The sequence below is a fragment of the Rhodococcus sp. NPDC080181 genome (assembly GCF_040702225.1).
Classification (GTDB): Bacteria; Actinomycetota; Actinomycetes; order Mycobacteriales; family Mycobacteriaceae; genus Rhodococcoides; species Rhodococcoides fascians.
In genome coordinates, this window is sequence record NZ_JBFBKN010000006.1 from 191,449 (window position 1) to 212,258 (window position 20,810).

Below are 20,810 nucleotides of genomic sequence, written 5' to 3' on the forward strand. Positions count from 1 at the left end.
TGCACAACTGCGATCTCGACGGAGCAGCTAGTGGGCGAAGTGCCGCGAACCCGTCAGATACAGCGTCACTCCCGCGTCCTGTGCAGCAGCGATCACTTCGTTGTCGCGGACCGAACCACCGGGCTGCACAACGGCTTTGACACCCGCGGTCATGAGGACCTGCAAGCCGTCGGGGAACGGGAAGAAGGCATCGGAGGACGCGACCGAACCGACGACGCGATCCCCGGCTCGCTGGACTGCCAGGTGGGCGGCGTCGACGCGGTTGACCTGGCCCATTCCGACGCCGACCGACGCGCCGTCGTTGGCAAGCAGAATTGCGTTGGACTTGACGGCTCGTCCTGCGCGCCAAGCGAATTCGAGATCCTTGAGGGTCTGCTCGTCGGCGGGTTCGCCTGCGGCGAGGGTCCAGTTGGCCGGATCGTCGCCGTCGGCGTCGATGACGTCGCGCTGCTGCAGCAGTGCCCCGCCGGAGATCGGCTTGAGTTCGACACCCGCGGTGGGCGGCGCTTCTGCGAGCAGAACTCGAATGTTCTTCTTGCGCTGCAGCACTCCCAGTGCACCGTCGGCGTAGGAGGGCGCGATGATGACCTCGGTGAAGATCTCGGCGACCTGCTCGGCCATCTCGACGGTGACCTCACGGTTGGCCGCGATGACGCCGCCGTAGGCGCTCACCGGATCGCACGCATGCGCCTTGCGGTGCGCCTCGGCGATGTCGGTGCCGACGGCGATTCCGCACGGGTTGGCGTGCTTGATGATCGCGACGGTGGGCTCCGAGTGATCGAACGCTGCCCGCCAGGCCGCATCCGAATCAGTGAAGTTGTTGTACGACATCTCTTTTCCGTGCAGCTGCTCGGCCTGAGCGATGCCGGCAGCAGCGGAGGAGTCGACGTACAGGGCAGCCTTCTGGTGCGGGTTCTCGCCGTACCGAAGTACTGCGGAGCGGTCCCAGGTGCCGCCGATCCACTCGGGAAACACCGTCTCGGTGTCGGGAGCCAGGACGCTCGACATCCACGACGCCACTGCGACGTCGTACGCCGCGGTGTGCTGAAATGCCTGCGCGGCAAGAGATGTGCGCTCGGCGAGCGTGAATCCACCACCGGAGACAGCGGAGAGTACGTCGTCGTACCGGCTCGGGTCGACGACAACCGCGACCGACGGGTGATTCTTGGCTGCGGCGCGCACCATCGACGGGCCGCCGATATCGATCTGCTCGACGCATTCGTCGGGAGTCGCACCGCTGGCGACGGTCTCGGTGAACGGGTACAGGTTGACCACGACGAGCTCGAACGCCTCGATGCCAAGCTCGTCGAGCTGAGCCATGTGCTCGGGCTTGCGGGTGTCGGCGAGGACCCCGGCATGGACGCGAGGATGCAGCGTCTTGACGCGACCCTCGAGGGTTTCGGGGAATCCGGTGAGGTCCTCGACCTTGGTGACCGGGATTCCGGCGTCGGCGATCTTGCTCGCCGTCGATCCGGTGGACACCAGAGCGACGCCCGCGGCATGCAAACCGGTCGCAAGTTCGATCAGTCCGGTCTTGTCGTAGACACTGACCAGTGCGCGGCGCACCGCTTTACGTTCACTCATCGGATTATCTGAGCCTTTCGTCCATCGGAGGTGACACCTTTGGCTGCGACCGCTGCGATCACGTCGACCAGCAACCGTCGTTCCACAGTCTTGATGCGTTCGTGCAATGCGGCTTCGTCGTCGCCGTCGAGTACAGGCACGGCTTCCTGAGCCAGGATCGGCCCGGTGTCGACACCGGAATCGACCAGATGCACCGTCGAACCGGTCAGTTTCACGCCGTGGTCCAGCGCGTCTCGAACGGCGTGCGCACCGGGGAACGACGGCAGCAGCGCGGGGTGCGTGTTGACGATTCGGCCGGCGAACGCGTCGAGAAATCGAGGACCGAGGATCTTCATGAACCCTGCGGTGACGATCAGATCGGGCTCGAACCCCAGTGCAGCGTCGGTGAGCGCCGCATCCCAGGCCGACCGATCGGCGAAGTCTCGCAAGCCGATACGAAAATGTGGGATCGCGGCATCGTCGGCATGACGAGCGGCCGCGCACTCTCGATCGACTCCGACGGCCACGATGCGTGCCGGGTAGTCCTCGGCAGTTGTCGCGGCGACGAGCGACTGCAGGAGCGAGCCGGTCCCCGACGCGAGGACGACGACCCGCGCGGGTGTCTCACGCAAGGCAGTCAGCGCACTACTCCTGAGGTATCGAGGGGATCGTTCGAGCCAGCAGAAAGCCTAGTCGCTCCGACCCGCGCCCCTACCGGGCAGGTCCGTCCTCCGCAGTGCTCGACGCGTCGTCCTGGGCCGGGGGCGGAGCGACGATCTCGGCTTCGAGCGGTTCCTCGGATTCGGCGTCTGCCGCGATCGGATCGTCTGCTTCCACTGTCGCGACCGGCTTCTCGTCGACGACCTCGGCCTCGACGACGGTGTCCGCGACAGCCTCGTCCGGTTCCGACGCAGGCGCTCGAATGGCCAGTTCTGCTGCGGGCACGGTCGCCGGTACAGGCTGCTCGGTACCGGATCGGTCGTGGGGTTCGTGGTCGGGTTCCGGGTCTGCTCGACGCCACACGACGAGGGCGGCCGAAGCGGATCCGACGACGCCGAGCCAGGCGAAGGTCAGCAGTGCGAAGCTCCACACGGTGACTTCGACTGTGCCGAACGTGCCCAGGTTCCCGCCTGCGGCGTAGCCGAACACCGCGGCGAGGGCTCCCATGACTGCAGCGACGGCCCACACCGAGGAGACCGCGACCTGGACGTCCACGCTTCGGATCGCGCAGTCGCGTCCCAGGAGTAGCCCGGCTGCGATGGGAACGACGAGCATGACGACCCAGATCGTCTGCGCGGAGCCCTCGGGGAGGACGGCGAGGATCGGGAGCGGTGGGAGCGGCCCGCCGGTCGTCGAGAACAGGCTGACCGATGCGTCTCCGAAACTCGCCGAGGACCCCGTCGCGACGGCGAGGGCACCGAGGACGATGTTCGGCAGGTACAGCACCGACAGCACGGTCAGTCCCAGCATGCCGACGAGGGTGCGTCCGTTGTCGAGCAGTGAACCGGCGGTGTCCCAGGAGGCGAGCAGAGCCAGCAGCACGATGGCGGCACCGCCTGCCGTCAGCACCGAAACGGACCGCACGAGTGGTGCGACGAGTGCGCGTACCCAGTCTGGAAGGTGTCGATCGATCACCAGGGAATCCCAGCGAGCGAGGATCAGGCCGGTGCCCGACGCCGCTGCGTGTACTCCCGCCACCCACGAGAAGGCGACGAGTGCGTTGGGGCTCGACAGTCCGATGACCGTCGACGCATCCTTGGCGACGGCCAGAGCGATGGCCGTGACGGCGAGGGGTCCGGCCATCGACGCGGCGAACACCCACCTGACCATGCGACGGTCGGTGGTCTCGTCCACCGCGTGGTGAACCGTGCGTGCGACGGACCAGGCGACGACGAGGGTGGGAAGCATCGGGGCGACGCCCATCGACGTGCCACCGATACTCAGCGGCACCAGGTGCACCGCGAACCAGGAACCGGCGATGGCACCGAGGGTTCCGGTGAGATCGCTGTTGACCGAGACAAGGGTGATCAGGACCAGAGTCGTGGCGATGACCACCACCAACCCGGAGGTTTTGAAGGCCACGGCAGCGAGCGTTCGTGACTGATCGGGCGTAGGCCCGGTGCTCACACGGGAACTGCGTGCGGCCGCGCGTCGAGTATCTCGGTTCAATAGATCGCTCATCACTACGAGATTCGCATCAACGACGCGGCACGCCGGTCAGGCGCGCCGCGAAGTCGAGTGTGACGTGCGAAATCAGTCGCGCTTGTTGTCGTCTTCCGCGGGAGTCGCGCCGAACGATTGAGTCGGTGCGCCGTACGGCGTCGACTGTGCGCCCGACTCGGACTCGTCGGGTGTGCTCGACGGCTGACCGTAACCGGACGGCTGGCCACCGTACGGGTACTGGTTCGGCGGGTAGGCCTGCCCTGCGGGCGGACCGCTCGGACCGGTGTAGGGCGGCGGCGAATAGCCACCCTGCGGTCCGGTGTTCGGCGCAGGCTGATTGCCGTACGGCGACTGTGCGCCGGGACCGTAGGAATGCTGGCCGGACGCCTGTCCACTCGGTGCTTGCCCGAAGTTCGACGAGCCCGCTGTGTTCGACGGGGACTGACCGTAGGCCGGCGGGTTGCTGTAGTTCTGCGGTCCGGACGGTCCACCGAACGACGTCGTCGGCGCGTTGTACGGATTCTGCTGGCCGTAACCGGACTGCTGACCCTGGTTCCCGAAGCCGGACTGCTTGGGTGCCGGGGCCTTGACGATGCCTGCATCGAGCAGCAGCGCAACCACAGCGGCCGCTGCCTGCACGAAGCCCAACACGAGTACCAGGATCGCGCCGATTCCGAGCGAACTGCTGGTGCTGGCGAACTCGTTGCCCTCGGCACTGGGCAGGCTGAACGATTGGAAGACCAGCACCAGGAATCCGGCGATGGCCAGTGCCGCGATCACGGCCTGGTTCCGGGCATCCTTCTGCAGCAGCGACGCACCTGCGATCAGACCGGCGGCGAGCAGAAACGCGATCGACGCCGCACTTCCGCCGGACTCGAAGAAGTTGGTGCTGAACGAGGTCTGGATGCCGCTGGGCAGTTGCTCGGACGACGACACTTCGGCGGTGACGAAATCGAGCAGGCCGAGCAGGAAGTTGACGATACCGAGACCGAGCACCACGAAGGTCAGGATCTTCGGCAGTTGCGCGAGCCCGGCACCGGACGACTTCGTCGAGTGCCCGGACGTGCCCGGCGCGGACCCGCTCGGAGCGGAGGTTCCTGGCACGGGCGGGCCGAACGGGTTGGATACCGACGGCTGGTGGAACGCCTGGTTCTGACCCGACTGGGGGTAGGCACCGGACGACGGCTGATTCGGCTGATTGGGCGTGGACTGATTCGGCGTGGACGGGGGGCCGTAGGACGGTCCGCCTCCGCCGTAGCCACCAGAGTTGGAGCCCCCGTTGTCAGGGCTGCCGGGCGAGTAGGTCATCGCGTCTCCTCATCCTGATAGTGCCGTACCCAGGTCGGTCGGGTCCGAGATCTCACGCTACTGCACGGACCCGACCGCTCGAGGAACTCCAGGTCAGTGGGACGCGACCAACTCGTGGTCGTTCGATTCGGCCACTTCGAGCTCCCGCACCAGCGGCAGCACCTTCGCTCCGAAGTATTCGATTTCCTCCTGAAAGTGCAGGAAGCCACCGAGAACGAGGTCGACGCCGAGGCGTCGGTAGGCGACGATGCGTTCGGCAACCTGCTCCGGGGTGCCGATCAACTGCGTCTTGAACCCGTCGTTGTACTGAACGAGGTCCTCGAACGTCGAGTCGGCCCACATCCCCTTCTTGTCGGCCGTCGAATTGCCCGCCTGCTGCACCGCACCTCTGAAACCCTCGACGGCAGGCTTGTTGGCCTTGTCGATGATCTCTCGCAACGTATCTCGCGCTTCCTTCTCGCTGTCTCGCGCGATGATGAATCCGTTGAGCCCGAACTTGACCTCACGTCGGTGATCGCGCGCGACCCGACGCAGGTTGTCGAGCTGCTCGGTGACGCCGTCGAAATCCTTGCCGTTGCTGAAGTACCAATCCGAGTACCGGCCGGCATTCTCCTGCGCAGCGGACGAGTTACCACCTTGGAAGAGTTCAGGATTGGGCCGTTCCGGGGTGTTGAGCGGTTTCGGCTTCAGCGTGAAATCGTGGATCCGATAGAAATCGCCCCGGAAATCCACGTCGTCCTCGGTCCAGATCTTGCGCAGTACCTGCAGGAATTCGGCGCTGCGACGGTATCTTTCGTCGTGCTCGAGCCACGGCTCACCGAGGTGGGTGAATTCGTCCTTGAACCAACCACTGACGACGTTGACCGCAAAACGGCCGTTCGAGAGGTGGTCTGCCGTCGCTCCCAGCTTGGCCAACACGGCAGGCTGCCAGAGCCCGGGATGCACGGCGGCAATGACTTTCAGACGTTCGGTGGCCAACAGCAACGCGAGCGAGAAACTCGTCGACTCGTGCTGGAACTCGGCCCCGTAGCTCGCCTCGTAACGGACCTGACTGAGCGCGTACTCGAAGCCGTTGTTCTCGGCGGTCTGCGCCAGCTTCTTGTTGTACTCGTAGTCCCAACTGGTCCGTTGCTCGATGGTGCTGGTGACCAGGCCACCCGAGACATTGGGAACCCAGTACGCGAACTTGATTGCGTCGGCGATCTTTTCGGTGCTCATGTGTGCGTCATCCTTCATCGGATGAATGCGCCATCCACGCACTCAGATGGCGTGGATGGCACATTCATCCGGAAATCGGGGGTCGGATCGGGGCCGGAAATTTGGGACTACGAGTACCAGGTGGGCTCGGGCAGCTCTCCGGTGAGCACCCAGCGGCCGACTTCGCGTCGCTTGTAGGCAACCGGATCGTGCAGGGTGTGGGTACGGACGTTGCGCCAGAAGCGATCGAACCCGTACTTGCTGGCCGTGGCACGGGCACCGAGGGCCTCGAACACGGTCGAGGTGATCTCGAGCGAGACGTCGGTGGCGCGAGCCTTGACTGCGGCCACCCGGACCTCGTGGTCACCGCGCTCCTCGGCGGTGACGTTCCACGCGTTGTCGTGAATCTTCTGGCCTTCCAACGCCACTGCGTCGGCCAGCGCTTCGACGGCCCACAGTTTGGCAGTCAGATCGCCGTAGATGTCGATGATGTACGGCTCGTCGACGGCCTTGTCCACCGTGCTGTGCAGCCACGCGCGAGTCTTGTCCTTGGTGTACGACGCGGCCTCCTCGAGAGCACCCCTCGCGATCCCGAGGTAGAAGTTGACGAACACCAACTGAATGGTCGGCACGTTGAGGGTGTTGTAGACGCGTGGCTGAAACACCTTGTCCACGAACCCCGCTGCACTTGCCCAGTCGACGCGAACCTTGTCGATCGTGACGCTGCCACTTTCGGTCTGACGCTGGCCGATGTTGTCCCAGTCGTCGTGGAAGGACAGACCCTCGATGTTCGACGGCACGATAGCGAACACGTGATCGGTGCTGCCCTCGAGCGCACCTTCGAGCACGGTCACGTCCGAGACACGACTGCCGGTGGAGAACGTCTTGGAACCGTCGAACACGATGGTGTCGCCCTCGTCGGTGACCGACACGTCGTTGTCGCGTGGATTGACGGCACCGCCGAAGAACCACTTGTTCTTCGTGGCATCGGCCTCGACGGCCTCGATCTGCTCGGGAGTACCGACCAGACGCGCGGCCCAGAACCAGAGAAGGTGGTAGCCCAGCAGCTGACCGATCGAGCCGTCGGCCTTCGAGACGGTGCGAATCACCTGGTAGGCCGTGGGCCAATCCTGGCCGCCGCCACCGTGCTCGACGGGACCGAGCAGCGTGACGAGCCCGGCGTCCTTGAGCAACTGAACCTCGGCGGACGGAAGCTCGCGGCCCTTGTCGCGGGCCACGGCGTCGACAGCGAGAAGCTGCGCTACCTCACCTGCGCGGGACACCCATCCGGCGGCAGTGGTGGGAGCGTCGGGCCAGTTCTTGGCGAGTGCACGATTTTCGGTAGTTGTCATGACGCACAGTGAAGTCCCGCGTCGAAGCAATGACCACAGTTCGATTCAGCGTGATTCTAACGGGCTCACCCACGAAGAATTTTCTCCATCTTCTTGCCCTTGGCCAGCTCGTCGATCAGCTTGTCCAGCAATCGGATTTTCTTCATCAGGGGATCTTCGACGTTCTCGACGCGGATGCCGCAGACCACTCCGGTGATCAGTGTCGCGTTCGGGTTCAGGTTCGCCGCCGCGAAGAAGTCCTCGAATGTCGTCTCGGCCTCGAGGTGTTCCTTCAGCGTCGCTTGATCGAACCCGGTGAACCACCGAACGATCTCGTCGACCTCCGCTTCGGTGCGGCCCTTTCGCTCGACCTTCTTGATGTAGAGCCGATGGACCGTCACGTAGGCGGTGGTGAAGATGTTGTGCACGGGGCCAATCTAGTCCACCGACGCGCCCGCGAAGTAGGCCCGCACACGAGGCGTGAACAGCAGCACTGCTACCGCCAGCAGGATGACCACTTGAATCGCTTGCACCACGTGGGTCCACGGAAGATTCGGGGTGAAGATCAGGTAGGAGTAGGCAGCAACTCCGAAGACGCTCCAGCTCAACAAGAGCCGATGTTCGGATGGACTGCGCCTGGAGAGTCGCTGGACAAGATACGAGTAGCCGAAGATCAGGCTGACCACGGTGATCACCCGCAGCGAGTAGGCCCCGTAGACGATCGCTTTCGCCGAGGCCGGTAGGGAGCCGTCGTCCATGCCCTGTCGATGCATCTGGAAGTCGGCCAGCGACTTCGCCAGCGCCACCGAGGCGAGTGCATACAGGCACGACACCACCATGGCCGCGATCATCAACCGGCCGACCGGTCGTACAGCGGGGTCCGCGTGCCACCCCTGTCGATACAGACGGTGCAGAAATTCCGACATCAGCCCTCCCCGAACGGTGTCACAGAGATTGTGACATGATGTCGTTACTTTAGCTATTGACTCCCCTTTACCTTCATTGTGAATTCCAATTACTATGCAACACAACACTTTTCAGGAAGAATGGGCAGCGACATCGTCGAACGGGAGGGCAAGACATGACACGCAAGAGGTTCGAGTACTTCAAAGTCGCGTTGTTTCTGATGTCCGCAATCGTCCTGGCATGGGCTGCAGGAACTTTCGAATCGCTCTACTACGCACTCGCGGCGGCGCTGTTCGGAGCGATGACAGTGTTCGTCCTGTGGCGAGTGGACAAGTTCGAGACCGAATAGCGCTGCCCATACGTCGTGCGCGTTTTGCGTACCTTCAGGTACGCAAAACGCGCACAAGGGATTGGGGCACGAAAAAGCCCGCCACCGAATCGGTGGCGGGCTCTTTCAGAAGCGAGTCCTACTTGACGGACAGCGATTCCAGGATTTCGCGCGCGAGGGCAGCGGTCTCGGACGGCGTCTTGCCGACCTTGACGCCTGCGGCCTCGAGTGCGTCCTTCTTCGCCTGTGCCGTTCCCAGCGAGCCGGAGACGATGGCGCCGGCGTGGCCCATGGTCTTGCCCTCGGGAGCGGTGAAGCCTGCGACATAGCCGACGACCGGCTTGGTCACGTTGGCCTTGATGTAGTCGGCTGCACGCTCTTCGGCGTCGCCACCGATCTCGCCGATCATGACGATGATCTTGGTATCGGGGTCCGCCTCGAACGCCTCGATGGCGTCGATGTGGGTGGTTCCGATGACGGGGTCGCCGCCGATGCCGATGGCCGTCGAGAATCCGAAGTCGCGGAGCTCGAACATCATCTGGTAGGTCAGCGTGCCACTCTTGGAGACCAGGCCGATGGGGCCGGTTCCCGAGATGTTGGCGGGCGTGATGCCGACCAATGCCTCACCGGGAGTGATGATTCCGGGGCAGTTCGGGCCGATGATGCGGGTCTTCTTGCCCTTCTCCACGTTGTAGGCCCACGCGTATGCGGAGTCCTGCACGGGGATGCCCTCGGTGATGACGACGAGCAGCGGGATCTCCGCGTCGATCGCTTCGACGATGGCGTCCTTGGAGAATGCCGGCGGCACGAACGCGATGGACACGTCGGCTCCGGTCTTCTCCATGGCCTCGGAAACCGAAGCGAACACCGGCAATTCGATGTCGTTGCCCTGTGCGTCGACGTGCTTGACCGTGGTTCCGGCCTTGCGTGCGTTGACGCCACCGACGACCTGGGTGCCGGCCTTGAGCATCAGGGCGGTGTGCTTGGTGCCTTCGCCGCCGGTGATGCCCTGGACGATGACCTTGTTGTCCTTGTTCAGAAAGATAGACATTGTTTCCTCTACTTCGCTGCCAGCTCGGCGGCCTTGTCGGCGCCCTCGTCCATGGTTCCGGCGAGCGTCACCAGCGGGTGCGCGGCGTCGGCGAGAATCTTGCGGCCCTCTTCGACCTTGTTGCCGTCGAGACGGACGACCAGCGGCTTGTTGGCGTCGTCGCCCAGCTTCTTCAGCGCGCCGACGATGCCGTTGGCCACTGCGTCACACGCGGTGATGCCACCGAAGACGTTGACGAACACGCTCTTGACCTGCTCGTCACCGAGGATGACGTCGAGGCCTGCGGCCATGACCTCGGCCGAAGCGCCGCCGCCGATGTCGAGGAAGTTGGCCGGCTTGACGCCGCCGTGTGCCTCGCCTGCGTATGCGACCACGTCGAGGGTCGACATGACCAGTCCGGCACCGTTTCCGATGATGCCGACCTGTCCGTCGAGCTTGACGTAGTTGAGGTCGTTCTCCTTGGCCTTGGCCTCGAGGGGATCGGCTGCGTCCTTGTCCTCGAACTCGGCGTGGCCGGGCTGGCGGAAGTCTGCATTGGCGTCGAGCGTGACCTTGCCGTCGAGGGCGAGGATCCGATCGTCGGGGGTGCGAACCAGCGGGTTGACCTCGACCAGGAGAGCGTCTTCGTTGATGAAGACCTCCCACAGCTTCTGGATGGTCACCGCAGCGGCGTCGAGCACCTCGGCGGGCAGCTTGCCCTTCTCGGCGATCTCACGAGCGAACGCGAGGTCGACGCCCTTGACTGCGTCGACGGGGATACGTGCGAGTGCGTCGGGGTTCTCCTCCGCCGTCACCTCGATCTCGACTCCACCTTCGACCGAACACATCGCGAGGTAGGTGCGGTTGGTGCGATCGAGCAGGAAGGAGATGTAGTACTCCTCGGCGATGTCGGAGGCTTCTGCGACGAGAAGCTTCTTGACGACATGGCCCTTGATGTCGAGTCCGAGAATCGCTTCTGCGTTCTCGGTTGCTGCTGCGACGTCCTTGGAGTACTTGACGCCGCCGGCCTTGCCGCGGCCGCCGACCTTGACCTGCGCCTTGACCATTACTGGCTTGCCGATTTCTTCGGCAATCTGTGTTGCTCCGGCGACCGTGTCGGTGACACGACCGGCGGAGGTGGGTACGCCATGCTTGGCGAACAATTCCTTCGCCTGGTATTCGAAGAGATCCATCAGCTCACCGTCTCGTCTACGTTGACGCCCGCTCCAGGGGTGTGAGCGGGTCTGAGCATGGACTTTATCCAGGTGCCCCGACGGCGCATCGGGCGCATGGATGCTATGTGGTCTATCTCACCGCTGCGGCCGCAGTGAAACCGGCGTCACCGATCGGTGCGACGAACCGAAAGTGCCGCCGCGACACCGAGAACGACGATTCCGGCGACCGATGGCACCACACCGGGTCCCATCTCCGGGTCGGCTGCGCGAGCGGACGTCAGTGGCCACGACGCGAGATGAACGACACCCGCGACGGCCGCACCGGCGAGCAGAACGCTGCCACGCGCGGGGCGGGCCCGGGCGGCAACGAGGGCGGCGACGACGACGCCGACAGCGAGCAGCAGCTGCCCCCAGGTGTCCCAACCCCACGGAAACTCGGTGATGGTCGCCGCGGTCAGATCGCTGCCTCGATACAGGGGCAGGGCCAATCCGACTGCCAGTAGAAGGGCCCCGACGAGCGCAGTTCCCAGCACCGGGAAGTAGGTGGCCGCATCCTCGGACGTGTCGACGTCGTCACGCTCGGCCGATCCGGCGAACAGGGCCAGCAGTCCGGCGACGGCCGCGAACACGACGCCCGCGATGATCAGCAGAGCACCCGTCCCGGTATCGACGCCCGCGAGGTCCTCGGCCAGCACCACCGACTGCAACACGGCCGCCGCGGCCGACACCGCGGCGAGCCAGAAGACGGACAAGAACGGACGAGCCGCCGCAGCGAACTCGGAGAACAGCAGCGGCACCGAGGCCAGAATCGAGACGAAGCCCGCTATGAGCACCACGCGGGTCGCCAGGATCGTGGGCGCAGTTCCCGCGGCGTCGGTCTCGAGAATCGGCAGCAGCGACCCCACCACCAGCAGTACGCCGGCAACTACGCCCGCACTGCCTGCTGCCGCATGCCACCTCGTGGTGCCGGGCCCCGAGACCCCGCGCGGACCCCGACCACCCTCGGCGACGGATCGCGCCGCCGCCAGAGCGTGGCGATCACGGCCGGAGGCAATAGGTGCGAGTACAGCGCCTCCGACGGTCAATCCGAGCCCGGCAACGGTGCCGAGGTATGCCCCGAGGCCGGCCTCGATCCGAGCACCGGTAGCCACTCCAGCGAGCAGACCGACACCCGCGAACGAGAGGACCCCGAGACCCGCGCCGACGGCGGCACCGGACGCGACCACCGGCGAGAGCGACGCCAACGCCGAGGCCGTGACCACGAGTGCGCCGATTCCGACCAGCGCGGACCCCACCGCCACGAACACCGGCGACTCCACCACCGCCGAGACGATCACCACCGGATCGGCCGACCGGTACAGCGAGGCGAATGCCGCTGCGGCGGCCACGACACCGAACACTCCGAGCAGGATCGACAACAGCGGACCCACCCGGCCCGCGGTCGCTCGTCCCACGTGCTCCGAGTAGACCGAATGTCCGTACCCGTCACCGAGCGCTGCGCGATGCACTGCGGACCACCCCGCCGCACCCGCCAGAACCGACGCAGCGTGACCGGCGAGCAGAACATGAGAGCCAAGGGTGGCGTCGAGCATCGCGGCGCTCAGGGGACGGAACAGCTCGAGCCGGTTCGCATCGATCGGATCGGACAGCACAGCGAGATCGAGGATCGCGATTCCGAGCGTCACCGCGCCGAAGCCTGAGAGCAGAGCGGCACCGAATTCGACGCGTCGCATCGCAGCACTGACGGCGGCGGCAACCGCCACCACGACCGGGAGCGCAACGGCCAGCACAGCGGCCGACGAGACCCCGTCGCCCACCGGCGAACCGTCGACGGCCTGGACGACGCCGATCAACGGAGCTGCAGCGGCACACAGTGCGGCGACGACAGCGAGCACGACGGCGACGACGATGCGCGACGTGGGCGAATGATCCTCCACGCCGCCGCGGGCGTCCTGCGGCGCGATACGTTGCGGTTCGGCTCGGTCGGAGCCGTGGGCGGACGATTCGTCGAAGGTGGGGGTCGGCACCCGTAGGACGGTATCGGCTCGGTCGCGTCCCCAGCCGTCGGTCACGGTGCGTGCCGCATTCGTGTCCGATTACGGATGTGGCGTGTCACCACATAAACCCTGGTCACCCTGTGAGCCATCTCACATATTGCCCTGGTTTCGGCTGTTAACTTGCGCGCGCCGCAACCATTTCGTTACCGTCTGCCGAGTCTTTCAGTAACGGCCAGGTCACAGATATCGGAGGTTGTAGGTCTTGCAGCAGCACCGCGCGTCCTTTACTTCCAGCCGATTCTCTCGCCCGACGGCGGACGACGCGACCACGGTGTACAGCTACGAGCCCACCACCGAGCCGAGTGCATACGAGGCCTATTCCTACCCCACGTACGAGTACGTCGAAGCCGATTTCGCCGGTGCAGTAGCAGCCGACGAGACACCGACCGTCTTCACGACCTACGCAACCACTGCAGACGCTGCACCCGTGGCTCGTCGCGGCGGAGCGCACCGCATCCCCGTTCCTCCGACTGCACTGAAGGGTCGCGCCGCCGTCTTGGCCGTGGCCGCCGGTGCCGTTGTTGCCGCAGGGCAAGCCGTCATCAACGACGATGCGCCCACCGCAGTCGCCACCTCCGAGTACGCACTCGCCGCGGGTGAAGCACCGGCCGCCGCAGCACTCGCGGCCACCACCGCACCGCAGGCCGACGAGCCGGTAGCCGACGTTTCGAGCGCAACTCCCTCGCAGGCACCGCAGATCCTCAGCGTCGCCGCACCGGTCGACCTCAGCCAGTTCAACGACCTGCTCGCCAAGGGCCAGCGTTTCAGCGAAGAGCGTGCCGCCCGCGAGGCCGCGGCCCGTCGCCCGCTGTTCTCCCTCCCGGCTCAGGGCACGTACACCTCCAACTTCGGCACTCGATGGGGCGTCCTGCATGCCGGCGTCGACGTCGCCAATGCCATCGGAACCCCCATCTACGCCGTCGCCGACGGCAAGGTGATCGATTCCGGTCCCGCGTCGGGCTTCGGAATGTGGGTTCGCCTGCAGCACGCCGACGGCACGATCACGGTCTACGGCCACATCGACACCTCGACAGTCACCGTGGGCCAGGACGTCATGGCTGGCGACCAGATCGCAACCATGGGCAACCGTGGCTTCTCCACCGGCCCGCACCTGCACTTCGAGGTTCATCTCCCGGGTGAGGTCAAGATCGATCCGCTCCCCTGGCTCGCGTCCCGAGGAATCTCCCTCGGACCCGAAATGGACTGAGTCCTTCTCCACCGCTTCACAACAAAGCCGGACCCCGCTTTCGCAGGGCCCGGCTTTCGCGTTGTCGGGACTTCTACAGCTTGGTCATCGGGACGCCGCCGATGAGCATCATCTTGACGCGACCTGCCGAGCCGAAATCGATCAGGACCATCGCCTTGACTCCGGCACCGGTGGATTCGAGCACCGTACCCAGTCCATACTTGTCGTGGCTGACTCGATCACCCACAGCCAGAACCAGATTGGAGTTTCGGCCCTTCGCGGCACCGAAGCTCGGAGACGAACTCTGGCCACGACTCGACGACCCGCCGTAGCTACCGGAGCCGTAGTTGCCCGAGCCGTAACCGCCGCCCGAGCCGTAACTGTTCGATCCGTAGCTGCCGGATCTACCGCCGCCGATTGCGCGGCCGCCGCCGGTGCCCGGGTCTTCGCGACGCCAGTCGATCAGATGTTGCGGAACCTCTTGCAGGAAGCGTGATTCCGGGTTGGCGATGGGCTGACCCCACGCCGACCTCATGATCGCGCGCGTGAGATAGAGCCGTTGCCGCGCGCGAGTGATGCCCACGTACGCCAGCCGTCGTTCCTCGGACAGCTCGTTCGGATCACCGAGCGCACGCATGTGCGGGAACTGGCCGTCCTCCCACCCGGTGACGAAGACAACCGGAAATTCCAGCCCTTTGGCGGTGTGCAGCGTCATCAACGTCACGACGCCGGTGCCCGAGTCGGGGATCTGATCGGTATCGGCAACCAGAGAAACCCGTTCGAGGAACGCGGCCAACGAACCCGGCTCGGCCAGACCGTCGACCCCGCCGTCGTCGTCGTTTCGGTCGTCACCTGTCTCAAGCGCCTCTTCGGCCACTGCGGCCTGGTTACGCGCCTCGGACGTGAACTCCCGTGCGACGCTGACCAATTCGTTGAGGTTGTCCAGGCGAGCACCGTCCTGCGGGTCGCTACTGGCCTCGAGCTCGGCGCGATAGCCGGTGCGGTCCAGAACTGCTTCGACCACGTCGCCGATATCGGCGATGTCGTTGCCGTCTCCGTCGGTGGCCGTCAGTACGGCACGCAACTCGTCGAGCAGCTCCATGAACTGAGCGATCAACTTCTGCTGCCGCGAGTTGAGCAACGCCACCTTGCCCGCGGCCGCGTCGTGCAGCGCTCGTGAGAAGCTGATGTCGCGTTGCTCGGCGTGCACGGCCACACACGCCTCGGCGCGGTCTCCGATGCCGCGTCGGGGGGTATTGAGGATGCGCCGCATGCTGACGGTGTCGTCTTCGTTGGACAGCACGCGCAGGTACGCAACGAGGTCCCGGACTTCCTTGCGCTCGTAGAACCGGACGCCGCCGACGACCTTGTACGGCAGGCCGAGACGAATGAAGATCTCTTCGAGCGCGCGCGAAGAGTTGTTGGTCCGGTAGAACACCGCCACCTCGTCGAAACGCACATCCCCGCTGTCGACGAGACGATCGATTTCCGACGCGACGAACGACGCCTCGTCGTGCTCGTTGTCGGCGACGTACCCGACGATCAGTTCGCCTTCACCGGTGTCGGTCCACAACTTCTTCTCGCGCCGTCCGATGTTGCGCGAGATGACGGCATTGGCCGCCGACAGAATGTTCTGCGTCGATCGGTAGTTCTGCTCGAGCAGAATGGTGCGAGCGTCGGGGTAGTCGCGCTCGAACTCCTCGATGTTGCGAATGGTCGCGCCGCGGAATGCGTAGATCGACTGATCGGCGTCACCCACCACGCAGAGTTCACCCGGCGCGACGGTGCCCTCGAGCGCGCCGTCTGCATCGGGCGTGCCGACGAGTTCGCGAACCAGCATGTACTGGGCGTGGTTGGTGTCCTGGTACTCGTCGACCAGTACGTGCCGGAACCGGCGTCGGTAGTACTGCGCCACCTGCGGGAAGGCCTGCAGAATGCCCACCGTTTCGCCGATGAGGTCGTCGAAGTCCATGGCGTTGGCTGCGCGCAGACGCTGCTGATAGATGCGGTAGACCTTCGCGACGAGTCGGGGCAGCTCGGCAGGGTCGCCGTCGGCGTCCTCGGCGGCCTTGTCCGGGCCGATCAGCTCGTTCTTGAGGTTGGAGATCGCCGTCGAGAGCAGACGAGCCGAGAACTTCTTGGTGTCGATCTGCAGGTCTTTGGAGATCATCGTCAGCAGCCGGCGTGAGTCGTCCGCGTCGTAGATCGAGAAGTTGGAGTTCAATCCCGGCAACAATGCCGCCTGGGCGCGCAGGATGCGCACGCAGCTGGAGTGGAACGTCGACACCCACATGGCGTTCGCCCGCGGCCCCACCAGACCTGCCACTCGCTCGCGCATCTCCGCGGCGGCCTTGTTGGTGAACGTGATCGCCAGGACCTGCCCCGGCGACACCCCCCGCTCCGCGAGCAGATACGCGATGCGACGCGTCAGCACCGCTGTCTTGCCCGAGCCTGCACCGGCCACGATGAGCAGCGGCGATCCCGTGTGCACGACGGCCTCACGCTGCTGAGGATTGAGCCCCTCCAGCAGTGCGTCGGACGAGGTGTTCTTACGGGACTCGAGGCCCTGGAGGAATGTGTTCATCGTCTGGCCAGGCTACCGGCGCGTACCGACAAACCCACATCCCGTGGTCGTCGGCGTCATCTCCGACTTTTCAGGACGGTTACCCCGTGGCACACTGGATCGGTGATCGAAAAAGTCGTGCGTCATCGCTTGCGTCGGATCGGCCACTGCGCAGCCGGACGAGCGGGAGCCTGTCGACAGTCGTAACGCCCCAGCTTTCCCGGCGGGAATCTCGTCGATCTCGGTCCTTCGAGACGAAACCCAGCCGACAGCCGCTGCAGTTCCGAATACGAAAGGCGTAACGGTGCCGGACGACGCAACGATCCAAGATGTGACCCGAGGAGAGACGATGGCTATGACGACGAAGATCGATTCAGAGACTGCATTGCCTTCCAGCGAAGCCGAGATCAACGACCTGCGTCAGGAGATCGACCGTCTCGACGCCGAGATCCTCGCGGCAGTGCGGCGTCGCTCCGAGGTCTCGCAGATCATCGGACGCACCCGCATGGCGTCCGGCGGCCCGCGCCTCGTGCACAGCCGTGAGATGAAAGTTCTCGAGCGCTTCAGCAGCCTCGGTCAGGAAGGCCACACGCTGGCCATGCTCCTGCTGCGCCTCGGCCGCGGTCGCCTCGGCCACTGACCGAACCCCGGTTGGGCGCGCAGGATGCACGCCCAACCGATGCTCTACTTCAGAGCGATGTACTTGGTCTCGAGGTATTCCTCGATTCCCTCGGATCCGCCCTCACGGCCGAATCCGGATTCTTTGACTCCGCCGAACGGTGCTGCCGCGTCCGAGATCACTCCGCGGTTGACACCCACCATGCCGCTGTCGATCGCGTCGGCCACCCGTAGCGCACGGTCCAGGCTCTCGGTGTAGATGTACGACGCTAATCCGTACTCGGTGGCGTTGGCTGCGTCGATTCCTTCCTGTTCGGTGTCGAATCCGACGATCGGGGCCACCGGGCCGAACACTTCTTCCTTCAGAATGCGGGCCGACGTCGGCATGTCGGTGAGTACGGTCGCCGGGTAGAAATAGCCGTCGCCACCCGGTGCGCTACCGCCGAGCGCTACCGTCGCACCCTTCTCCACTGCATCGTCGACGAGCTCCTGCACGGTCTCGAGCTGGTCTGCGTTGATCAGCGGTCCGAGCTTGGTGTCGGGGTCGACGCCGGGTCCGAGCTTCATCTCGGACATCTTCGCCACCAACTTGGTGGTGAATTCCTCACGCACGCTGTTGTGCACGTGCAGACGGTTCGCCGCCGTGCAGGCCTCGCCGCCGTTGCGCATCTTCGCCAGCATCGCGCCGTCCACCGCGTCGTCGATGTTCGCGTCGTCGAACACGACGAACGGGGCATTGCCACCGAGTTCCATCGACGTCCGCAGCAACCTCGTCGCGGACTTCTCGACTAGCGATTTGCCGACGCCGGTGGATCCGGTGAAGGTGAGTTTGCGGAGCCTCGGGTCTTCGAGCAGCGGCCCGGTGACGTCGCCGGACTTCGAGGTCGTCAGCACCGAGAGCACGCCCTCCGGTAGACCCACCTCGTCGAAGATCTGCGCGAGCAGCAGCATCGTCAGCGGGGTCTCTCGTGCCGGCTTGACCACGATTGTGCAGCCGGCGGCCAGGGCAGGGCCGATCTTCCTGGTGCCCATCGCCAACGGGAAATTCCACGGGGTGATCGCCAGTACCGGGCCGACCGGAGCCTTGGTCACGAGAATGCGGCCGTTGCCCGCCGGGGCCGGGGTGTAGCGACCACCGATGCGCACCGCTTCCTCGGCGAACCACCGGAAGAACTCCGCACCGTATTTCACCTCGGCCTTCGACTCTGCAAGGGCCTTGCCCATCTCCAGGGTCATCAGCAGCGCGATGTCGTCGGCACGTTCGGTGACCTTCTCGAACGCCGCTCGAAGAATTTCACTGCGTTCGCGGGCAGGTGTTGCCGCCCAGCTCTTCTGCGCCGCAGCAGCCGCGTCGAGGGCCTTCATCGCGTCGGCCGGGGATGCGTCGGCCACGTCGGTCAACGGCTTACCTGTAGCGGGATCGTTCACCGGGAACGTCTTACCGCCCTCGGCGTCGACGGCCTTGCCGCCGATCCACAGTTTTGCCGGAATCGATTCGATCAATGCACGTTGGTCCATACCGTCCATGATGCCTCCGCAGTGCCCGTCGCAAACGACAAACGACGCGCGCGCGGCACCGGCCCGCATTACTGTTGGATCGTATGAGCGTCGATATCACCGGCACGGATGCCTGGCAGAAACTGACCGATCACCACTCCGAGATTGCCGATACTCATCTCCGAACTCTGTTCGCCGATGACGCCGACCGAGGGCGCACCTTCACCCTCGCCGCCGCGGATCTTCACATCGACTACAGCAAGCACCGCGTCACCAGCGAGACTCTCGCCCTGCTGATCGAACTGGCCCGCACCGCAGACGTCGAAGGCAAGCGCGACGCCATGTTCGCAGGCGAACACATCAACACCTCCGAGGATCGCGCTGTTCTGCACACCGCGCTGCGCCTTCCCGCCGACGCGTCGTTGACCGTCGACGGCCAGGACGTCGTCGCCGATGTACACGAAGTCCTCACGGCCATGGGCGAATTCACCGATCGCGTGCGTTCGGGCGAATGGGTCGGTGCCACCGGCGAGAAGATCTCCACCGTCGTCAACATCGGTATCGGTGGATCCGATCTGGGCCCGGTCATGGTCTACAACGCACTCCGTCACTACGCCGACGCGGGGATCTCGGCGAAGTTCGTCTCGAACGTCGACCCCGCGGATCTGGTCGGCGCACTCGACGGACTCGACCCGGCGTCGACGCTGTTCATCATCGCCTCCAAGACGTTCTCCACCCTCGAGACGCTGACCAACGCCACCGCGGCCCGTCGATGGCTCGTCGACGCACTCGGTGAGGACGCCGTCGCCAAGCACTTTGTCGCCGTGTCCACCAACGCCGAACGCGTCGCGGACTTCGGCATCGACACCGACAACATGTTCGGCTTCTGGGACTGGGTGGGCGGACGCTATTCCGTGGACTCGGCAATCGGACTGTCGGTCATGGCCGTCGTCGGCAAAGAGGCGTTCGCCGAATTCCTCGACGGTTTCCATCGGATCGACGAGCACTTCCGGTTGACGCCTCTCGCCGAGAACGCACCGGTTCTGCTCGGCCTCATCGGCCTGTGGTACAGCAACTTCTTCGGCGCGGAAACCCGTGCAGTGCTGCCGTATTCGAACGACCTCTCCCGTTTCGCGGCCTACCTGCAGCAGCTGACCATGGAGTCCAACGGCAAGTCCGTCAAGGCCGACGGCTCACCCGTCACCACCTCCACCGGCGAAATCTTCTGGGGCGAACCGGGCACCAACGGACAGCATGCCTTCTACCAATTGCTGCACCAGGGAACACGTTTGGTGCCCGCCGACTTCATCGGCTTCGCCGAGCCCACCGACGATCTGCCCACCCGCGACGGCAGCGGCTCGATGCACGACCTGCTGATGAGCAACTTCTTCGCCCAGACCAAGGTGCTCGCTTTCGGCAAGACGGCCGAGGAGATCGCCGCCGAGGACACACCGGAAGATGTGGTGCCGCACAAGGTGATGCCGGGCAACCGACCGTCCACCTCGATCCTCGCCCCCAAACTCACCCCGTCCGTCGTCGGACAATTGATCGCCCTGTACGAACACCAGGTCTTCGTCGAAGGCGTCATCTGGGGCGTCGACTCCTACGACCAGTGGGGCGTCGAACTCGGCAAGACCCAGGCACTCGAACTGACCCCGGTACTCACCGACGCCGAAGCCCCTGCCGTGCAATCGGATTCATCCACCGACGCCCTGGTGCGCTGGTACCGCGATCAGCGGGGTCGCGCGAAGTAGGTCGGTCGGTGCCGGCCGGGACGCAGATCAGCTCCCCAGTTTCGGATTTATGCCTCCGATCGGCGTCGGATATCCGAAACTGGGGAGCTTTTTCGCTGCATACGGATCCGAATCGACGGTCGGCGCGTCCAAGC

The 20,810-nt window shown here is 65.0% G+C and carries 17 protein-coding genes; 4 read left to right on the top strand and 13 right to left on the bottom strand.

The window, feature by feature from the left end; genetic code table 11:
• Window positions 1–27: 27 nt before the first annotated feature.
• The 8 genes from purH to AB0O58_RS09860 all read right to left on the bottom strand — a co-directional run bounded on the left by purH (window position 28) and on the right by AB0O58_RS09860 (window position 8,488).
• Window positions 28–1,584 (bottom strand): bifunctional phosphoribosylaminoimidazolecarboxamide formyltransferase/IMP cyclohydrolase, encoded by a 1,557-nt coding sequence (purH, locus tag AB0O58_RS09825; protein WP_366238148.1) that lies wholly within the window; start codon window positions 1,582–1,584, stop codon window positions 28–30.
• Window positions 1,581–2,195: a phosphoribosylglycinamide formyltransferase gene (gene purN / locus AB0O58_RS09830; RefSeq protein WP_032385691.1), complete on the bottom strand. Its 615-nt coding sequence runs from the start codon at window positions 2,193–2,195 to the stop codon at window positions 1,581–1,583. The genes purH and purN overlap by 4 nt, the downstream gene beginning before the upstream one ends.
• A gap of 79 nt (window positions 2,196–2,274) precedes the next feature.
• The gene (locus AB0O58_RS09835) at window positions 2,275–3,744 is read right to left on the bottom strand and encodes a DUF6350 family protein (RefSeq protein ID WP_366238149.1); all 1,470 of its coding nucleotides are present in this window, start codon (window positions 3,742–3,744) and stop codon (window positions 2,275–2,277) included.
• 72 nt (window positions 3,745–3,816) lie between these two features.
• A complete protein-coding gene (locus tag AB0O58_RS09840; RefSeq protein WP_366238150.1) occupies window positions 3,817–5,034 on the bottom strand; it encodes a DUF5336 domain-containing protein in 1,218 nt (405 codons plus the stop codon).
• A 93-nt stretch (window positions 5,035–5,127) separates the two neighbouring features.
• Complete coding sequence (sfnG, locus tag AB0O58_RS09845) at window positions 5,128–6,252, bottom strand: dimethylsulfone monooxygenase SfnG (protein WP_366238151.1); 1,125 nt, start codon at window positions 6,250–6,252, stop codon at window positions 5,128–5,130.
• A gap of 107 nt (window positions 6,253–6,359) precedes the next feature.
• The gene (locus tag AB0O58_RS09850; RefSeq protein WP_027496018.1) at window positions 6,360–7,583 is read right to left on the bottom strand and encodes an acyl-CoA dehydrogenase family protein; all 1,224 of its coding nucleotides are present in this window, start codon (window positions 7,581–7,583) and stop codon (window positions 6,360–6,362) included.
• A gap of 65 nt (window positions 7,584–7,648) precedes the next feature.
• The gene (locus tag AB0O58_RS09855) at window positions 7,649–7,990 is read right to left on the bottom strand and encodes a DUF2200 domain-containing protein (RefSeq protein ID WP_205024183.1); all 342 of its coding nucleotides are present in this window, start codon (window positions 7,988–7,990) and stop codon (window positions 7,649–7,651) included.
• A 9-nt stretch (window positions 7,991–7,999) separates the two neighbouring features.
• A complete protein-coding gene (locus AB0O58_RS09860; protein WP_032381721.1) occupies window positions 8,000–8,488 on the bottom strand; it encodes a hypothetical protein in 489 nt (162 codons plus the stop codon).
• 155 nt (window positions 8,489–8,643) lie between these two features.
• Between AB0O58_RS09860 and AB0O58_RS09865 the strand changes: the two genes are divergently transcribed.
• Entirely contained in the window at window positions 8,644–8,817 is a 174-nt protein-coding gene (locus AB0O58_RS09865) for a hypothetical protein (protein WP_155288490.1), read from the top strand.
• 118 nt (window positions 8,818–8,935) lie between these two features.
• On the opposite strand, the gene sucD is transcribed toward AB0O58_RS09865, so the two are convergent.
• The 3 genes from sucD to AB0O58_RS09880 all read right to left on the bottom strand — a co-directional run bounded on the left by sucD (window position 8,936) and on the right by AB0O58_RS09880 (window position 13,028).
• Window positions 8,936–9,847 (bottom strand): succinate--CoA ligase subunit alpha, encoded by a 912-nt coding sequence (gene sucD, locus AB0O58_RS09870; RefSeq protein ID WP_027496015.1) that lies wholly within the window; start codon window positions 9,845–9,847, stop codon window positions 8,936–8,938.
• An 8-nt stretch (window positions 9,848–9,855) separates the two neighbouring features.
• Window positions 9,856–11,019 (bottom strand): ADP-forming succinate--CoA ligase subunit beta, encoded by a 1,164-nt coding sequence (gene sucC / locus AB0O58_RS09875; RefSeq protein WP_201009748.1) that lies wholly within the window; start codon window positions 11,017–11,019, stop codon window positions 9,856–9,858.
• A gap of 146 nt (window positions 11,020–11,165) precedes the next feature.
• Entirely contained in the window at window positions 11,166–13,028 is a 1,863-nt protein-coding gene (locus AB0O58_RS09880) for a hypothetical protein (RefSeq protein WP_201009749.1), read from the bottom strand.
• A gap of 232 nt (window positions 13,029–13,260) precedes the next feature.
• Between AB0O58_RS09880 and AB0O58_RS09885 the strand changes: the two genes are divergently transcribed.
• A complete protein-coding gene (locus AB0O58_RS09885; RefSeq protein ID WP_201009750.1) occupies window positions 13,261–14,265 on the top strand; it encodes a M23 family metallopeptidase in 1,005 nt (334 codons plus the stop codon).
• Window positions 14,266–14,338: 73 nt separating this feature from the next.
• Here the strand turns inward: AB0O58_RS09885 and pcrA are convergent, their stop codons facing one another.
• Window positions 14,339–16,828 carry a DNA helicase PcrA gene (pcrA, locus tag AB0O58_RS09890; RefSeq protein WP_032388643.1) on the bottom strand — a complete coding sequence of 830 codons (2,490 nt, stop codon included), beginning with the start codon at window positions 16,826–16,828 and terminating at the stop codon, window positions 14,339–14,341.
• A gap of 328 nt (window positions 16,829–17,156) precedes the next feature.
• Here pcrA and AB0O58_RS09895 point away from each other — a divergent pair, with 328 nt between their 5' ends.
• Complete coding sequence (locus AB0O58_RS09895) at window positions 17,157–17,447, top strand: chorismate mutase (protein ID WP_027496010.1); 291 nt, start codon at window positions 17,157–17,159, stop codon at window positions 17,445–17,447.
• Between the two features lie 44 nt (window positions 17,448–17,491).
• On the opposite strand, the gene AB0O58_RS09900 is transcribed toward AB0O58_RS09895, so the two are convergent.
• Window positions 17,492–18,943, bottom strand: coding sequence for an NAD-dependent succinate-semialdehyde dehydrogenase (locus AB0O58_RS09900; RefSeq protein WP_027496009.1), 1,452 nt, complete (start codon window positions 18,941–18,943; stop codon window positions 17,492–17,494).
• A gap of 83 nt (window positions 18,944–19,026) precedes the next feature.
• Between AB0O58_RS09900 and pgi the strand changes: the two genes are divergently transcribed.
• Window positions 19,027–20,676, top strand: a complete 1,650-nt coding sequence (gene pgi / locus AB0O58_RS09905; RefSeq protein WP_201009751.1) for a glucose-6-phosphate isomerase — start codon at window positions 19,027–19,029, stop codon at window positions 20,674–20,676.
• Window positions 20,677–20,810: the final 134 nt, after the last annotated feature.

Bases quoted from the DNA above. Each gene is read 5' to 3' on its own strand.
- purH (WP_366238148.1), bottom strand. From the start codon at position 1,584: ATGAGTGAACGTAAAGCGGTGCGCCGCGCACTGGTCAGTGTCTACGAC.
- AB0O58_RS09835 (WP_366238149.1), bottom strand. From the start codon at position 3,744: ATGAGCGATCTATTGAACCGAGATACTCGACGCGCGGCCGCACGCAGT.
- AB0O58_RS09840 (WP_366238150.1), bottom strand. From the start codon at position 5,034: ATGACCTACTCGCCCGGCAGCCCTGACAACGGGGGCTCCAACTCTGGT.
- sfnG (WP_366238151.1), bottom strand. From the start codon at position 6,252: ATGAGCACCGAAAAGATCGCCGACGCAATCAAGTTCGCGTACTGGGTT.
- AB0O58_RS09850 (WP_027496018.1), bottom strand. From the start codon at position 7,583: ATGACAACTACCGAAAATCGTGCACTCGCCAAGAACTGGCCCGACGCT.
- AB0O58_RS09860 (WP_032381721.1), bottom strand. From the start codon at position 8,488: ATGTCGGAATTTCTGCACCGTCTGTATCGACAGGGGTGGCACGCGGAC.
- AB0O58_RS09865 (WP_155288490.1), top strand. From the start codon at position 8,644: ATGACACGCAAGAGGTTCGAGTACTTCAAAGTCGCGTTGTTTCTGATG.
- sucD (WP_027496015.1), bottom strand. From the start codon at position 9,847: ATGTCTATCTTTCTGAACAAGGACAACAAGGTCATCGTCCAGGGCATC.
- sucC (WP_201009748.1), bottom strand. From the start codon at position 11,019: ATGGATCTCTTCGAATACCAGGCGAAGGAATTGTTCGCCAAGCATGGC.
- pcrA (WP_032388643.1), bottom strand. From the start codon at position 16,828: ATGAACACATTCCTCCAGGGCCTCGAGTCCCGTAAGAACACCTCGTCC.
- AB0O58_RS09895 (WP_027496010.1), top strand. From the start codon at position 17,157: ATGGCTATGACGACGAAGATCGATTCAGAGACTGCATTGCCTTCCAGC.
- AB0O58_RS09900 (WP_027496009.1), bottom strand. From the start codon at position 18,943: ATGGACCAACGTGCATTGATCGAATCGATTCCGGCAAAACTGTGGATC.
- pgi (WP_201009751.1), top strand. From the start codon at position 19,027: ATGAGCGTCGATATCACCGGCACGGATGCCTGGCAGAAACTGACCGAT.